Genomic DNA, 14,859 nt, shown 5'->3' with positions numbered 1-14,859 from the left:
CCACTCAAATCCGCTCAGGCCGAGCTTGTCGAAGCCCCTTAGAAGCGGGGCTCCAGCTTTTCGATCCCGCCCATCCAGGGCTTGAGAGCCTCAGGCACCAGTACCGAGCCGTCTTCCTGCTGGTAATTCTCCAACACGGCAACCAGCGTGCGGCCCACCGCGAGGCCAGAGCCGTTGAGCGTGTGCAGGAACTCCGTCTTCTTCGAGCCTTCGGGCTTGTAGCGCGCGTTCATGCGGCGGGCCTGATAGTCGCCGCAGTTCGAGATCGAGCTGATCTCGCGGTAGGCGGCCTGACCGGGCAGCCAGACTTCGAGGTCGAAGGTCTTCTTCGCGGTGGCGCCCATGTCGCCCGAGCAGAGCAGCACCTTGCGATAGGGCAGTTCCAGCGCCTGCAGGATCGATTCGGCGGCGGCGACCATGCGCTCGTGCTCGGCTTCCGACTGGTCGGGCGGGCAGACGGTGACGAGTTCGACCTTCTCGAACTGGTGCTGGCGGATGAACCCGCGCGTGTCGCGGCCCGCAGCGCCCGCTTCCGAGCGGAAGCAGGGGGTGAGCGCGGTCATGCGCAGGGGCAGGGCGGCAGTATCGACGATTTCGTCCTGCACCGCATTGGTCAGCGAGACTTCGGCGGTGGGAATCAGCCAACGGCCATCGGTGGTCTTGAACAGATCTTCCGCGAACTTGGGAAGCTGGCCGGTGCCGAACACGGCCTCGTCCTTGACCAGCAGCGGCACGATGCATTCCATGTAACCGTTGGTGCCGGTCTGGGTGTCGAGCATGAACTGCGCGAGCGCGCGGTGGAGGCGGGCCATCTGGCCCTTCAGGAACGTGAAGCGGGCGCCGGAAATCTTCGCGCCTGTCTCGAAGTCGAGACCGAGTGCCGGACCGAGATCGGCGTGTTCCTTCGGCTCGAACGCGAACGTGCCGGGCGTGCCCCACTTGGCGACTTCAAGGTTCTCGGTCTCGTCCGCGCCGTCCGGTACGTCGGCTACCGGGATGTTCGGCAGGGCGGCGAGCGCATTGTGCAGCTGTGCCGAAAGGTCTTTCTCCTCGGCTTCGAGCGCGGGGAGGGTGTCCTTGAGCTGGGCGACTTCGGCCTTCAGAGCTTCGGCCGTGGTGCTGTCGCCCTGGCCCATGGCCTTGCCGATCGCCTTCGAGGCCTCGTTGCGGCGATTCTGCCCTTCCTGCATGCGCGTGGCGACGGAGCGGCGCTGCTCGTCGAGGGCGAGGATTTCGGCGGCCACGGGGGCTACCCCACGGCGGGCGAGGCCGGCGTCGAATCCTTCGGGATTCTCGCGGATCAGGCGGATATCGTGCATGGCGCGCGCTATGCCGCCTCATGCCCGCACAAGCAAGATTTGTGCGGCCCGTTTCGACCGGAGTTGCATCGTGTTTTTGGGGAAATGTCCGCCTTTTTCAGCCATCCCGGATATAAGGGATGGTGGGCGCGGCAGGGATTGAACCTGCGACCCCACCCGTGTGAAGGGTGTGCTCTACCACTGAGCTACGCGCCCGCTGCTGGACTGTGTCCGTTGCGGAAGCGCGCCTCTAGATGAGTCGGATCGAATTGACAAGCGCCCATCTCCATTTAAATCGCGAGACATGACCGAAGAGACAAAAACCGGCGCCGACGTGCCGCCCGACCACCTTGCGATCAACCCGAAGAGCCCGTTCTTCGACGAGGAAAAGCTGCAGCGCGGCGTGGGCATCCGTTTCAAGGGAACGGTTCGCAACAATGTCGAGGAATATTGCATTTCCGAAGGCTGGGTGCGCGTTCAGGCCGGCAAGACGCTGGATCGCAAGGGTAATCCCCTGACGGTCAAGCTCGCGGGGCCTGTCGAAGCCTGGTATGAGGATCTCGGCGAAGACGCGCCTGTCGCCAAGGCCTGATGACGCCTGAACCGGCTGTCCGAAACGGGCGGCCGGTTCGCGGACCTGTCAGTAGTTTCCGGCGATGATGTCGCCGATAGGGTCGCTTCGGCGGCCCTTTTTCCTGGCTTTCACCCGTTCCCGGGGGGCTGCGGCCGCATCGGCTGTCTGGAACGCTCCATCCTGCACCGTGCCGGGGCGGGCGTTGTAGATGAAGCCCGTTACCGGCCAGTGCGTGTTGCCGAGATTGTGGATCGGCGCATACCAGACCCGCACTTCGCTCCAGTCATTCAAGGGAGATACGTCGAGAACGGCGACGTTCTTTTCGATCCGGCCCCGTTGCCCCTCAATGGGCGACCAGTTGGCATGGCTCACCAGGATCGTGCGCGAATCGACGACCTTGCTGACCGTGGCGACATGGCCGAGCTGCGAGCCTGCGTAAGGTTCCATCGCCATGACCGCGCCGATGCGCGGTGCGCGGCCGGTGGCGTAGCGACCCTTTGCCTGCTTCCACCAGGTATGGGCGTCGCCGTATATCTGGATGCCGGAAAGCTGGCGTGCATAAGGCACGCATTCGAGGTAATCCGGGCCTTTGGCGGCGGCGGAGCGGTCGTCGTCCATGCCGGCCAGGGCGTCGTCGATCGCGGAGCGGGCGCTGGCCGGAGAGGAGGCCGCGGCAGCCAGGCTCAACATGATTGCTATAGGATAAACCTTCATGTTTTCCAGATTTGCCCGATACGGTTAGGGGATTCCTTCGGCACATGGTTAACGCCGAAGTAAGAATTTGTTCCCGGGCTTCCCTGTTGCGCTGCGAAAATGCAGACGTTTCCATCTGCGCCGAATTCCCCTAGGGGCCGGAATCCTTTATCGAGTTATCAACATGCTTCCTCAGGTGATCATCATCGGCCGACCCAACGTCGGCAAGTCCACGCTGTTCAATCGGCTCGTCGGCAAGAAGCTCGCGCTCGTCGACGATCAGCCGGGCGTGACGCGCGACCGTCGTTTCGGCGACGCCGAGTTGCTCGGCCTGAAATTCCAGATCGTCGACACGGCGGGCTGGGAAGACGACGAGGCCGAAACATTGCCCGGCCGTATGCGCAAGCAGACCGAAGCGGCGCTGGAAACCGCCGATGTCGCGCTTTTCGTGGTCGATGCGCGCGCCGGCCTGACGCCGCTCGACGAGGAGATCGGCCAGTGGCTGCGCGCCTCGCCGGTGCCGGTGGTCCTGCTGGCCAACAAGGCCGAAGGGCGCGCGGGTGAGAGCGGCGTCCTCGAGGCCTATTCGCTTGGCCTTGGCGAGCCGATCACGTTTTCGGCCGAACATGGCGTGGGCATGGCCGACCTGTTCGAATCGCTCCTGCCGCATCTCGATTCGCTTCAGCCTGAAGAGCCGGAATTCGAGGAGGAAGTTGACGAGGAGGCGCTGCTGCGCCGTCCGCTCAAGCTTGCCATCGTCGGCCGTCCAAACGCGGGAAAGTCCACCCTGATCAACCGGATTCTGGGTGAGGACCGCCTGCTTACCGGACCGGAAGCGGGCATCACCCGCGATTCGATCACGGTGGATTGGGAATGGACCGATCCCAAGACGCAGGAAGTCCGCCAGGTCAGCCTGATCGACACCGCCGGCATGCGCAAGCGCGCCAATGTCACCGAGAAGCTGGAGCGCATGGCCGTGGCCGACGCGCGCCATGCGATCGACTTTGCAGAAGTCGTCGTGCTGCTGCTCGATGCGACGCGCGGGCTGGAGCATCAGGATCTCACCATCGCCTCGAAGGTGCTCGAAGAAGGCCGTGCGCTGATCATCGCGATCAACAAGTGGGACGTTGCGGAAGGCGCCTCTGCGCTGTTCAACGGCATTCGCGGCGCGCTTGACGATGGCCTTGCCCAGGTGCGCGGCGTTCCGCTGCTGGCGGTTTCGGCGCGGACCGGAAAGGGGCTGGACGAACTCATCGCCGCCGGATTCTCGATTCGCGAGGCATGGAGCAAGCGTGTGCCCACAGCGGCGCTCAATCGCTGGTTCGACGATGCGCTGTCGGCCAATCCGCCGCCGGCGCCGGGCGGCAAGCGCATCAAGCTGCGCTATATCACGCAGGCCAAGACCCGCCCGCCGGGCTTCGTGCTGTTCGGCACCCGGCTTGACCTGCTGCCGGAAAGCTACCGCCGTTACCTGATCAACGGCATCCGCCGGGAACTCGGGTTCGACGCGGTGCCGATCCGGCTCAATTTGCGGATGCCCAAGAACCCGTTCGCCAAGTAACGAAAAAGGCCGCCGGAGATCGTTTCCGGCGGCCTGTTTCGTATCAGGAGGGGTGCGCTGCCACTTCGGCTTCGGAGCTGGGGGATTCGGCCTGTCTTTCCTCGACTTCCACTTCCTCGATGTCGATCGCGTCGGGTTCCAGCAGGCCGTCGCTGTTCTTGATCTCGCGCATGAGGTTCCACACCGCGATGAACAGGGCCGCGATCACCGGGCCGACGATGAAGCCGTTGAGCCCGAAGATCTGCAGGCCCGCCAGCGTTGCGATGAGCACCACGAAATCGGGCATCCGGGTATCGCGGCCGACCAGGATCGGGCGCAGGATGTTGTCGATCATGCCGATGATGAACATGCCGCAGAAGGCCAGGACCGCGCCTTGCCAGACCTGCCCCGTCGCGAAGAGGTAGCCGGCCATGGGCACCCAGACGAGGCCGGTGCCGACGGCTGGCAGCAGCGAGAAGAAGCCCATCATTACGCCCCAGAGCAGCGATCCCTCGATGCCCAGCAGCGAGAAGATCGTACCGCCCACCACGCCCTGCGCCACCGCGACAACCACGGTGCCCTTCATCGTTGCGCGCACGACGACGATGAAGTTGCTCACCAGCCGGTCCCGCAGGTGCGGACGCAGCGGCATGGCATCGCGGATCAGGGCGCCGTACCGGTCGCCGTCGCGCAGGAGGAAGAAGGTGAGGTAGAGCATCACGCCCAGCGCCGCGAGGAAGCTGAGCGCGCCTTGGCCCACCGAAAGCAGCCTTGCGGCGAGCCCTTGCAACCCGTTGGCGATACCCGCGCCGAACTGCCGGCGAAGGTTCTCGAAGTCGGTGAGCCCGTAGCGGTCGATCATCCGTTCCAGCGAATCGGGCAGGGCCGCGCGGAACTGTTCGAGCATGTGCGGGACATTGATCTGCCCGTCCCGGACCTTTTCGTAGATCGTCGAGACTTCCTGCACGAGGCTGGCGCCCAGCAGCAGGGTGGGAATGATGAAGATTGCCAGAAGCATCAGCAGCATGAGGCCTGCCGCCAGATTCTTGCGGCCGCCGAGGTGGGTGGCGAGCCTGGCGGTCAGGGGCTGAAAGAGGATCGCGGCGACCACGCCCCAGAGCACGGCTCCGAAATAGGGCAGCAATAGCCAGGCGAATGCCGCGGTGACGAGAATGACGAGGACGCCGAAACCGTAGTCCTCGATGGTGTAAGGTGGCCGTTCAGGTTGCTCCATGACCCTGTCTTAGCACGATTTCGGGAGAGGCAATCCCGGTAGGCATCCTGACTGGATTTTTCATCGGCTCTGCGCGACAGAGTGTCATCCTACAATTCGAGCGGGGAGCTCTCCATCTTGCCCAGATCTCTGGCCTATCGCGCCTTGCCCTTCCGGCTGGCTGTACTCGCGCTTTCCTGCGGGGCTGTTCCGCTTTCGCCCGCGCTGGCGACGGAGGACACCGCGGCCAAGGGGCCCGAGCGCGGGTTCACTCCCGACGATCTCTTCAAGCTGTCCGGCGTTACCGATCCGCAGATTTCCCCGGATGGCAGCCGCATCGCCTACGTTCGCGCCGCGGCCGACGTGATGACGGACAAGGTCGTTCCTTCGATCTGGCTGGTCGATGCGGCAACAGGGGTGCAGCGGCCTCTCGTCACTGGTGCGGGCGCGCACTTTTCGCCGCGCTGGTCGCCGGATGGCAAGCGGCTCGCCTTCGTTTCCAGCGACGGAACCGGCGCGCCGCAACTTTACGTGCTCTGGCTGGACAGCGGCGCGAAAGTGAAGGTGACGGGACTTCCTGACAGCCCCGGCGGTCTTTCCTGGTCGCCCGATGGCCGCCAGATCGCCTATACCATGCGGGTGCCGGGCGAGGGTGCCAAGATGGGTTCGCAGCCGGCGAATCGGCCGGAGGGTGCGCAATGGGCGGAACCGCTCCAGGTGATCGACCGCGTGACTTACCGTTTCGACGGCGGCGGTTATGCGCAGCCCGGCTATGACCACCTGTTCCTCGTCTCCGCCGAGGGCGGCGCACCGCGCCAGCTCACTTTCGGCGATTTCGACGATGGCGGGCCGCTGTCGTGGACCCCGGATGGAAAGCGTATCCTGTTCAGCGCCAATCGCCACGAGAACTGGCAGCGCGACATCAACAACTCGGAAGTCTACGCGCTCGACCTCGCCAGCGGCGCGGTTATGGCGCTGACCTCGCGCAATGGGCCCGACGCCGGCGCGGTGGTTTCGCCGGATGGCAAGCATGTCGCCTATGTGGGCTTCGATGACGTCAACCGTTCCTACGAGAACTCCGACCTCTACGTCATGAATATCGACGGCACCGGTTCGCGGTTGCTGACCAAGGGCTTCGACCACTCGATCGATGCGCTCGACTGGGCGGCAATTCGGCGATCATGGTTCAGTATGACGATCACGCGAAGACCCATGTCGCGCGGGTGGGGCTGGACGGTTCGATCAAGAACGTCGTCGAGGGGCTGAGCCCGGGTGATCACTTCGACCGTCCCTACACCGGAGGCGCCTTCAGCGTGTCCGGCAACGGGCGCATCGCCTATACCTCGGGCACGGCCCAGCGGCCAGCCGACCTCTGGGTGTCGGGCGGCGGGGCAGGGCGCAAGCTGACCGACCTCAACGGCACATGGATGGATGCGAAGGCATTGGCGCCCGTTCGCAAGCTTGCCGTAACCGCGCCGGACGGCCGTTCCATCGATGCATGGCTGGTGACGCCGCCGGGCCTGGCGCCGGGCAGGAAGGCGCCGCTGATCCTTGAAATCCACGGCGGGCCGAACACGGCTTATGCACCGGGCTTCTCCACGGATTACCAGCTCTACGCGGCGCACGGCTATGCGGTGCTCTATACCAACCGCGCGGGAGCACGTCCTACGGCGAGGAGTTCGCCAACATGATCGACCGGGCTTATCCCGGCACCGACTACGACGACCTCATGGCTTCGGTTGACGCCGCGATCGCGGACGGGGTGGCGGATCCTGACAACCTCTTCGTCACCGGGGGATCGGGCGGCGGCGTGCTGACGGCGTGGATCGTCGGCAAGAATGACCGTTTCAAGGCCGCCGTCACGCAGAAGCCTGTGATCAACTGGATCAGCGAAGCCCTGACGATGGATGCCACGCCGTTCACATCGCGTTACTGGTTCGACAAGAAGCCCTGGGAAGATCCCATGGAATACTGGCGCCGCTCGCCGCTGAGCCTGGTCGGAAACGTCAAGACGCCGACCATGGTCGTGGTGGGATCGGACGACTATCGCACGCCCGTCAGCGAGGCTGAGCAGTATTACGCCGCGCTGCAGATCCGCGGCGTGCCCACCGCGCTGGTCAAGGTGCCGGGGGCGAGCCATGGCGGCATTGCCGCACGGCCCTCGCAATCGGCGGCGAAAGCCTCGGCGATCCTTGCGTGGTTCGACAAGTATCGCACCGACAAGGCCGCTGCTCCCGCTGCTAAGGCCGAGTAGCCGAGAGTTCGGCGGCCAGCAGGGCAACCAGCTGCGCCGCCGGCAAGGCGCGGGACAAGGGTGCGCCCTGTCCCGCCCATTGCGCGCCGAACAGGGTCTCTCCCCGGCTCAGGGCAGCGGCGCTGAGCGCCTTTCCGGCATGATAAGTGCGCGGATAGGCCGGAACCGGCGGAAGATCCGCGCGCTGCCCAAGCTCCGTGAAGCGATTGGCGAGGCACCGCGCCGGACGGCCCGAGATCGCCCGGGTCATCACCGTGTGCCATGCGGCATCGGAGGCCAGCAGTGCGCGGTAGCCGTCATCGGCGTTGCTCTCAGGGCAGGCGACGAAAGCGGTTCCGAGCTGCGCGGCCACTGCGCCGAGATCGAGGGCGGCGCGAATGCCGCGGCCGTCCATGATCCCGCCCGCTGCGATCACCGGCAGTTTGCCCCATGAAACGAGCAGGCGTGTCAGCGCGCAGGTGCCGAGCCGGTCGTCCGGCGCATCGGGGGTGAACATGCCGCGATGTCCGCCGGCCTCCCACCCTTGCGCAACGAGCACGTCGATCCCGGCGCTGCGCGATAGTTCGGCCTCGGCCAGACTGGTGACGCTGCCGAGCAGAAGGCATCCTGCCCGCTTCAGCGCATCGATCGTGGCGGCTTCCGGCAGTCCGAAATGGAAACTGACGACCGCTGGCCTGGCCTCGAGGACCACATCCACCATGGCCGCGTTGCCGGCGAAGCTTTCGTAGATCGTTTCCAGCGCGGTGGGTGGCTGGGCACCGTACAGCGCGAAAGTGGGAGCCAGCGCTTCGAGCCAGGCCTGCTCTCCGGCAGGATCGGGCCGAGATGTCTCGTGAACGAAGAGGTTGAGGTTGAAAGGCCGGGCCGTGTGGCTGCGCAACTGGGCAATCTGTTGCCGCGCCGCTTCAGGGCCGATGGCGCCGAGGGCAAGTGAGCCCAATGCACCGGCTTCGCAAACCTGAGCGGCGAGCGCGGGGGTCGAAGTGCCCGCCATCGGCGCCTGTATCAGGGGGACCGAAAGCTGGAGGCGCGCGAGAAAATCCATGCGGTCTTGCGCGCCTCCGGTTTCGGTCAGTCCTCGGCCGGCTTGCTCTGGAGCTGGCAGTAGTTCTGGATGCCCATGCGTTCGATCATGTCGAACTGCTTCTCGAGGAAGTCGACGTGTTCTTCCTCGCTTTCGAGAATGCGGGCGAAAATCTCGCGGCTGACGAAGTCCCGCACGGTTTCGCAGTGTGCGATCGCATCCCGGAGCAGGGGGATGGCATCGTATTCCAGCGCGAGATCGGCCTTGAGCACTTCCTCGACGCTTTCGCCGATGCGCAGCTTGCCGAGCGCCTGGAAGTTGGGGAGGCCATCGAGATAGAGAATGCGATCGGCCAGCACGTCGGCGTGCTTCATCTCGTCGATCGATTCGTGGCGTTCGTATTCGGCCAGCTTCTTGATGCCCCAGTTGTCGAGCATGCGGTAGTGCAGCCAGTACTGGTTGATCGCGGTAAGCTCGTTGAAGAGCGCCTTGTTGAGATAGTCGATGACCTGCTGGTCGCCCTTCATGGGGGGATGCTCCTGAATTTGTTCGGGCGGATTATGGCCTCTCCGAACTGACAAGGCAAGCAGGCGCGCGAAAACACCCGACCGAAGCCGGGTTTGACCGCCTTGTTACAGGGTCAGGCTGCCGCGCTCAGCGGCGCGTTGGCGGTTGCCGATTCCTCGGCGATAATATCTTCGGCTTCGTCCAGGCACTGTCCGCACTGCGGCGCATGTCCGAGAGCCCCGTAAAGCGCCGTGGCATCGCCGCGGCAGCAGCGGGCAACGGTACGCAGGTCGGTCTCACGAATGGCATTGCAGATGCAGACGTACATGATGCGAATCCTCTTGGGAGACCATCATATGCAAATGCAAATGGATCGCAATAGCGTTCTTCATTTGCCTTTCAAGCCGTTGCGGGGAGGCGATTTTTCAACCGTTTTTGCAGTACGAGAGACCTCCAGAGCAGCTCCAGCGGGCCTCTTTGGAAGCGACTCAGCCACAATTCGCTCCATCCCAGCATGGCCGCGCATCCAATCGCCACGAAGAGCCATTGGCCCAGCGGACCGACCTGTCCGTAAAGCCCCAGTCCCCATCCGTAGAACAGCCAGCACATCAGCAGGCTGGTCCCGATATAGTTGCTGAAGGCGACGCGCCCTGTCGCCATGAGCCGTCTTCCCAGGTCGGTGCGGGTCAGGCGCGGAGCGGCCAGTATCAGCAGGGATGCGTAGCCCAGCGCCGTCAGCAGGTGCGGCACGAACAGTCCTTCGCCCAGCAGCGCGGCCATGGCGATCGGCGGGAAGTGCCGGGACCAGCTCCACCAGAGAACGGCGCTCGTGAGAGCGAGGCCGGTCGCGCCAGCGCCAAGGCCCAGCGCGCGTATCCTGCGGCGGGGCCAAGTGCCGGAGAAGAAGCCGCCGCGAAGCAGCACGACGCCGATGAGCATGAGAGGCAGCACTTCGCTCCAGGCGTGGGCCGTCATCCTGAACAGCCAGAACGGATCGCCGCGCAGCTTGGTCAGCGCGATATCGGTGAAGTCCGAGTGGTACAGGAGGGCCTGCGCCGCGACATTCTGGCGGTAGAGCTCCAGCCGCGCGAAGACGTCCTGTTGCTGGGAGAGGCTGGCGGTTCCCAGCCTTACAGCTTCTTCTGCGCGAACGAGCGGAAGCGTGGACCAGAAATCTATAGCCGTGGCGGTGAGGGAAATACCTGCGGCAATGCCGAGCAGAACAGGGCCGGAAAGGCGCCGCAGGAACAGGAGGGCAAGGCCGCAGCAGGCGTAGACGAACAGGATGTCGCCCCACCAGAGCAGCAGGTAATGCAGGGTGCCGAATACCATGAGCCATGACAGGCGGCGCACCTGGATCACGTCGCCGTCGCGTCCTGCCGTATCCATGCGTTCGCATTGCAGGGCGATCCCGGCGCCGAACAGCATGGCAAAGAGTGCCCGCATCTTTCCTTCGAAGAACAGGAATCCGAAGCCCCACGCGGCTTCGTTGGCGAAGTTGCTTGGGGAAGGAAAGTCCGGCGATAATGCGCCGATGGCAGGCCCGGCAAAGCCGGACACGTTTATCGCGAGAATGCCCAGAATGGCGACGCCGCGGATCAGATCGAGCGTGACGATGCGGCCGCCGCCGGGTGGGGGCGGTGTTTCGGGCGCACGGTGGACTGCACGGGCATGTTCGCCCGTGATCGTTTTCGGCATTCCTCATTCTCCGCCGGGAGAGTAAGCGATCAACCGTTTCGAGTCGACGGTGAGCCGAAGACTACGAGGTGACGATGCATTCCTTGCCCGAAGCCCTGAGCGCCACGCAGGCCTTTTCCGCTTGTGCCTTGCTGGAAAAACCGGTGGCATAGAGTTTTGTCAGCTTGCCTGCGGGCACCAGTTGGCGCCGGCTTCCTGCCATTTCCGGGCGGCCTGAAATGGAGGCCCAGAGTTTTTCGGCATTGCCGGACACGCCGAAGGCGCCAAGCTGGAGCCGCCAGGAGCTACCGGCCGCGGCGGCCGGTGAAGTTTGCGGTTTCGGAGCTGGCGCTTTCGGAGCCGGCGGTTTCGGCGGCTGGGCCTTTACGGGCTCGGCCTTGGGCACCGGAGGTGCGGCGGCGATGCGCGATGGCATGGAGGTGGCGGCCGGGCGGGGTGACGGGGCGAGCGTATAGTCCGCACCGGCATTGGCGGGGCCGTTCACCGCAGCCACCTTGGGAAGCGTGGGCGTGGGCGCAGCGCGCGCCGGGCTGCCAAGTTCGGCGCCCGCCGTCTGCCTGGCGCGATTCGCCTCGGCCTCACTGGAAAGCTGGGCGGCGAGCTGGACGCTTTTCTGGCGATCTTCCAGCGGGATATGCTCATCCATTTGCGCCAGTGCATTGGCGGCCTGGGGCAGTCCGGCTTGCCGGGCAAGGCTGACGAGCGCATAAGCCCGGACCCAGTCCTTCGTCGCGACATCCCCGTTGAAATGCGCAACGCCGAGAATGTACTCCGCCCGGGCATCGCCCCTTTCGGCGGACGCCTCCAGATAGGGAAGGGCCTTCTGGCGCTCACCCCGCTGGAACAGCATGAGCCCGTAAGTGTCGGCCGCCTGGATGTGGCCCTTGGCTGCTGCCTTGCCGTAGAGATCCTCTGCCTTGGCCGGATCGAGCGGAACGCCGCGGCCCATCTTGTAGGCCTGCGCCAGGTTGAATTCGGCGTCGGCGTCACCCTTGTCGGCAAGGGGTTTCCACTGCTGGACGGCGGCCTGGTAGTTCCCGGCGGACCAGGCATCGACTCCGGCCTTCACATCGGCCAGCGCCGGTGTGAAGGCGAGTCCCGCCAGTGTGCAGCCGCACAGGCCGAGCCGAAGGGAGCGTAGATTTTTCCGCACGTTGCTTTGGCCCCAATTTCGTCGCCGGGTCCCGGTCATGGTAAGCGAAGGTGTTCGCCGTTCCATCCGAAGATCCCGGAAAATGCCCATGTAAGGGCGAAAGTCGCGTTAAACTCGATGGTAAAATAAATGTTGCGGCCGCGTCTGCCCGGCCGCGGCCAACGGGGCGGACGCGGCATGGGAGAGGCCGGAACGGTCCCTCGGGATTAACCCTAAATTAGGAACGATCTGCGATCCAGCCTCTTGTGGGTCGCCGATTTTTTCCGGCGGCGTCCTCGGGGGGTAACGGCTTTGCGCGTACTGGCATTGGCATCGCAGAAGGGTGGTTCGGGCAAGACCACGCTTTCCGGTCATCTCGCCGTGCAGGCGCAGCGTGCCGGCGCTGGCCCCGTCGTCCTCATCGATATCGACCCGCAGGGCTCGCTTGCCGACTGGTGGAACGAGCGCGAGGCCGAATATCCCGCTTTCGCCCAGACTACCGTGGCCCGTCTCGCCGGCGATTTGCAGGTGCTGCGCCAGCAGGGCTTCAAGCTCGCCGTGATCGATACGCCGCCGGCGTCACCATGGCGATCCAGAGCGTCATTTCGGTGTCCGAACTGATCGTGGTGCCGACACGCCCCAGCCCGCACGACCTGCGCGCTGTAGGGGCGACCGTCGACTTGTGCGAACGTTCCGGCAAACCGCTGATCTTTGTCGTCAATGCGGCCACGCCCAAGGCCCGCATCACTGCCGAGGCTGCCGTCGCGCTGTCGCAGCACGGGACGGTCGCGCCGGTCACGCTGCACCAGCGGACGGACTTCGCCGCCTCGATGATCGATGGCCGCACGGTCATGGAAGTCGATCCCAACGGGCGCTCGGCACAGGAAGTGACGGCGCTGTGGAACTACGTTTCCGACCGTCTCGAACGCAATTTCCGCCGCACCGTCTTTTCCGCGCCCCAGCTTGCCGGACAGACGGCCACGCCCGGTGCGCCTCGTCCCGTTGGCGGCTTCGGCCGCCGTGTTGCAGGGTCCTGACGATGACCGGAATGAGCGAACACGGCTTTGCCTCGCTGACGCCGGGCCTGCTTGCCCGCAAGGGCGCGCCCGCCCGGCGATGCGCCGTCAGGACGCGGCGAACTTCGGAATCGGCGGATTTCCGGTCGATACCGCACGTATCGAGGATCTCGGCTGGAACGACTGGGGCCAGAGCGAGGGCGCTCGGAACGATCCGGAGCGGTGCGATCGGGAACTTGCTGGCCTGCCGGAAACGGCGCCGCTGCCCGGTCCGAGCACCGAACTGCCTGCCAGCGCGCCGGTGCCTGACGTGGTCCGCCAGATCGAGGCGATCTCCGAGCGCATGAATCGCGGCGCCCTGCCGACGCGTTCGTCCGGGCTGGAAGGTCGCCGCGCGGCCTTCACGCTGCGGCTTGATGCGGAACGTCACTTCCGGCTCAGGATGGCCGGTGTGCTGCTGAACCGCAGCGCGCAAGTCCTCGTGACCGAGGCGCTCGACAAGTTCCTCTCCGAAATGCCGGAAATCGCGCCGCTGACCGTCACGGTCGGCGGGCGAGGTTGATGCCGGGCCAAAGGGTCGATCCGATGAACCGCCTCAACATTCGTGCCCGCAATGCCGGACTTGCCGTCTGCACCGCGATGGCCGCCGCGCTCCTCGTGAGCTGCGCGGGGCAGATGCCGCTGGCGGCGACCGGAGCGACTGCCGTTTCAGGTGACGCCGAGGCCGGTCGGAGCGCCGACAGGGATCTCGCGCGTGCCGAACAGCGCGTGGCCCGCTCCCGGCGCGATGGTTCGGCCCGTGCTGCACTGGCGCAGGCCTATCTTTCCGCGGGTCGGTTCGATTCGGCGGCGACCACGTTCGAGGATGCCGTTTCGCTGGGCGACCAGAGCCCCCGGACGGGGCTCGGCACCGCGCTTGCCTATATTGGCGCAGGGCGCTCCGCCGAAGCGACGGCAGTGCTGGCACGCCTTCACGACCGGATTCCCGCCAGCGACTATGGCCTTGCCATCTCGCTTGCAGGGCAACCCGCCGAAGGCGTCGCCGTGTTGACCGACGTCGTGCGCGGCGGCGAGAATACGCCCAAGGCCCGCCAGAACCTCGCCTATGCCTATGCGCTTGACGGGCGTTGGCGCGAAGCTCGCCTGATCGCTTCGCAGGACGTTCCGGCGGACCAGCTCGATGCGCGCCTCGGCCAGTGGGCCGCCGCCGCGCGGCCCGACCAGTCCCGCGCCCGCATCGCCGGCCTTATCGGCGCACCGCTGCGCAGCGATCCGGGGCAACCGGCCATGCTTGCGCTCGATACGCCTGCGGGCAACGTCCAGATGGCGCGTGTGGAAGCGCCCGAACCGGCGCCTGCCGCGCCGACCGGCGAATTGCCGCCCGTCCAGACCGGCGAGAGCTTCTGGGGCACCAGCCGTACCGCCGAAGCGGCACCGGCACCGGTGGCCATGCCTGCCGCGCCGGTTCGGATGGCTGCCGCGAATCCCGCTCCGGTCCGCAAGGCAGCGCCTGCTCGCAAGCCGCAGACTGTGAGCTCAACCCAGGCTACGCATCTTGTCCAGCTCGGTTCCTTCCGCACGATGGACGGTGCCCGGCGCGCCTGGGGGATCATCCAGTCCCGCAATCCCGCGCTCAAAGGCCACGGCCTTCGCATTACCGAGGCGAAAGTGAACGGGCAGACCTATTACCGCGTCGCGGCCGAAGGCTTCGACCAGCGCGCCGCCCAGTCGGTGTGTTCCAGCGTGCGACAGGGCGGCAATCCCTGTCTCGCCTATGCCCAGCAGCGGCCGCTGCCGGGCGGCGTCGGCACCAACCAGATGCGCCGCGCCGAGCTTTAGAGTTTCCGCGAGGCCCTGGCCTCGCACCTGAGTTCCATGTGAACTAAACGGCTCCTGTCCGAAGACAGGAG

The 14,859-nt window shown here is 65.5% G+C and carries 12 protein-coding genes, 1 tRNA gene and 2 pseudogenes; 6 read left to right on the top strand and 9 right to left on the bottom strand.

What is annotated here, in order from left to right:
- Nucleotides 1-38: 38 nt before the first annotated feature.
- Together serS and ADT71_RS04270 are read right to left on the bottom strand one after the other, a co-directional pair.
- Nucleotides 39-1,319, bottom strand: coding sequence for a serine--tRNA ligase (gene serS / locus ADT71_RS04275; protein WP_054435427.1), 1,281 nt, complete (start codon nucleotides 1,317-1,319; stop codon nucleotides 39-41).
- A gap of 120 nt (nucleotides 1,320-1,439) precedes the next feature.
- Nucleotides 1,440-1,514, bottom strand: a tRNA-Val gene (locus ADT71_RS04270).
- 88 nt (nucleotides 1,515-1,602) lie between these two features.
- Between ADT71_RS04270 and ADT71_RS04265 the strand changes: the two genes are divergently transcribed.
- Nucleotides 1,603-1,890, top strand: coding sequence for a DUF3297 family protein (locus ADT71_RS04265; RefSeq protein WP_054435425.1), 288 nt, complete (start codon nucleotides 1,603-1,605; stop codon nucleotides 1,888-1,890).
- A 48-nt stretch (nucleotides 1,891-1,938) separates the two neighbouring features.
- On the opposite strand, the gene ADT71_RS04260 is transcribed toward ADT71_RS04265, so the two are convergent.
- Complete coding sequence (locus tag ADT71_RS04260) at nucleotides 1,939-2,586, bottom strand: CHAP domain-containing protein (protein WP_054435424.1); 648 nt, start codon at nucleotides 2,584-2,586, stop codon at nucleotides 1,939-1,941.
- Between the two features lie 163 nt (nucleotides 2,587-2,749).
- Between ADT71_RS04260 and der the strand changes: the two genes are divergently transcribed.
- Entirely contained in the window at nucleotides 2,750-4,126 is a 1,377-nt protein-coding gene (gene der, locus ADT71_RS04255; RefSeq protein WP_054435423.1) for a ribosome biogenesis GTPase Der, read from the top strand.
- A gap of 43 nt (nucleotides 4,127-4,169) precedes the next feature.
- On the opposite strand, the gene ADT71_RS04250 is transcribed toward der, so the two are convergent.
- On the bottom strand, nucleotides 4,170-5,339 hold the full coding sequence (locus ADT71_RS04250) for an AI-2E family transporter (protein ID WP_054435422.1): 1,170 nt from the start codon (nucleotides 5,337-5,339) through the stop codon (nucleotides 4,170-4,172).
- Nucleotides 5,340-5,483: 144 nt separating this feature from the next.
- On the opposite strand from ADT71_RS04250, the pseudogene ADT71_RS04245 reads away from it, so the two are divergent.
- Nucleotides 5,484-7,572, top strand: a pseudogene (locus ADT71_RS04245) (prolyl oligopeptidase family serine peptidase).
- Here ADT71_RS04245 and ADT71_RS04240 read toward each other — a convergent pair.
- The 5 genes from ADT71_RS04240 to ADT71_RS04220 all read right to left on the bottom strand — a co-directional run bounded on the left by ADT71_RS04240 (nucleotide 7,559) and on the right by ADT71_RS04220 (nucleotide 11,954).
- Nucleotides 7,559-8,617: a nitronate monooxygenase family protein gene (locus tag ADT71_RS04240; RefSeq protein ID WP_054435421.1), complete on the bottom strand. Its 1,059-nt coding sequence runs from the start codon at nucleotides 8,615-8,617 to the stop codon at nucleotides 7,559-7,561. The pseudogene ADT71_RS04245 and the gene ADT71_RS04240 sit on opposite strands and share 14 nt — an antisense overlap.
- 26 nt (nucleotides 8,618-8,643) lie before the next feature.
- A complete protein-coding gene (gene bfr, locus ADT71_RS04235) occupies nucleotides 8,644-9,123 on the bottom strand; it encodes a bacterioferritin (protein WP_054435419.1) in 480 nt (159 codons plus the stop codon).
- Nucleotides 9,124-9,236: 113 nt separating this feature from the next.
- On the bottom strand, nucleotides 9,237-9,431 hold the full coding sequence (locus ADT71_RS04230; protein WP_054435417.1) for a bacterioferritin-associated ferredoxin: 195 nt from the start codon (nucleotides 9,429-9,431) through the stop codon (nucleotides 9,237-9,239).
- A gap of 71 nt (nucleotides 9,432-9,502) precedes the next feature.
- A complete protein-coding gene (locus tag ADT71_RS04225; protein ID WP_082370146.1) occupies nucleotides 9,503-10,801 on the bottom strand; it encodes a DUF418 domain-containing protein in 1,299 nt (432 codons plus the stop codon).
- Nucleotides 10,802-10,862: 61 nt separating this feature from the next.
- The gene (locus tag ADT71_RS04220; protein WP_054435416.1) at nucleotides 10,863-11,954 is read right to left on the bottom strand and encodes an SPOR domain-containing protein; all 1,092 of its coding nucleotides are present in this window, start codon (nucleotides 11,952-11,954) and stop codon (nucleotides 10,863-10,865) included.
- A gap of 291 nt (nucleotides 11,955-12,245) precedes the next feature.
- Between ADT71_RS04220 and ADT71_RS04215 the strand changes: the two are divergent.
- The 3 genes and pseudogenes from ADT71_RS04215 (at nucleotide 12,246) to ADT71_RS04205 (ending at nucleotide 14,788) form a co-directional block, all read left to right on the top strand.
- Nucleotides 12,246-12,970: pseudogene (locus ADT71_RS04215) on the top strand (AAA family ATPase).
- 79 nt (nucleotides 12,971-13,049) lie between these two features.
- Nucleotides 13,050-13,511: a hypothetical protein gene (locus ADT71_RS04210; RefSeq protein WP_231635571.1), complete on the top strand. Its 462-nt coding sequence runs from the start codon at nucleotides 13,050-13,052 to the stop codon at nucleotides 13,509-13,511.
- 23 nt (nucleotides 13,512-13,534) lie between these two features.
- Nucleotides 13,535-14,788: an SPOR domain-containing protein gene (locus tag ADT71_RS04205; RefSeq protein WP_054435448.1), complete on the top strand. Its 1,254-nt coding sequence runs from the start codon at nucleotides 13,535-13,537 to the stop codon at nucleotides 14,786-14,788.
- The last annotated feature ends 71 nt before the right edge of the window (nucleotides 14,789-14,859 follow it).

The organism is Novosphingobium sp. ST904, assembly GCF_001298105.1.
Lineage (GTDB): Bacteria > Pseudomonadota > Alphaproteobacteria > Sphingomonadales > Sphingomonadaceae > Novosphingobium.
The sequence above is the reverse complement of the archived record's forward strand: the minus strand, read 5'-3'. Positions and strand labels throughout refer to the sequence as shown.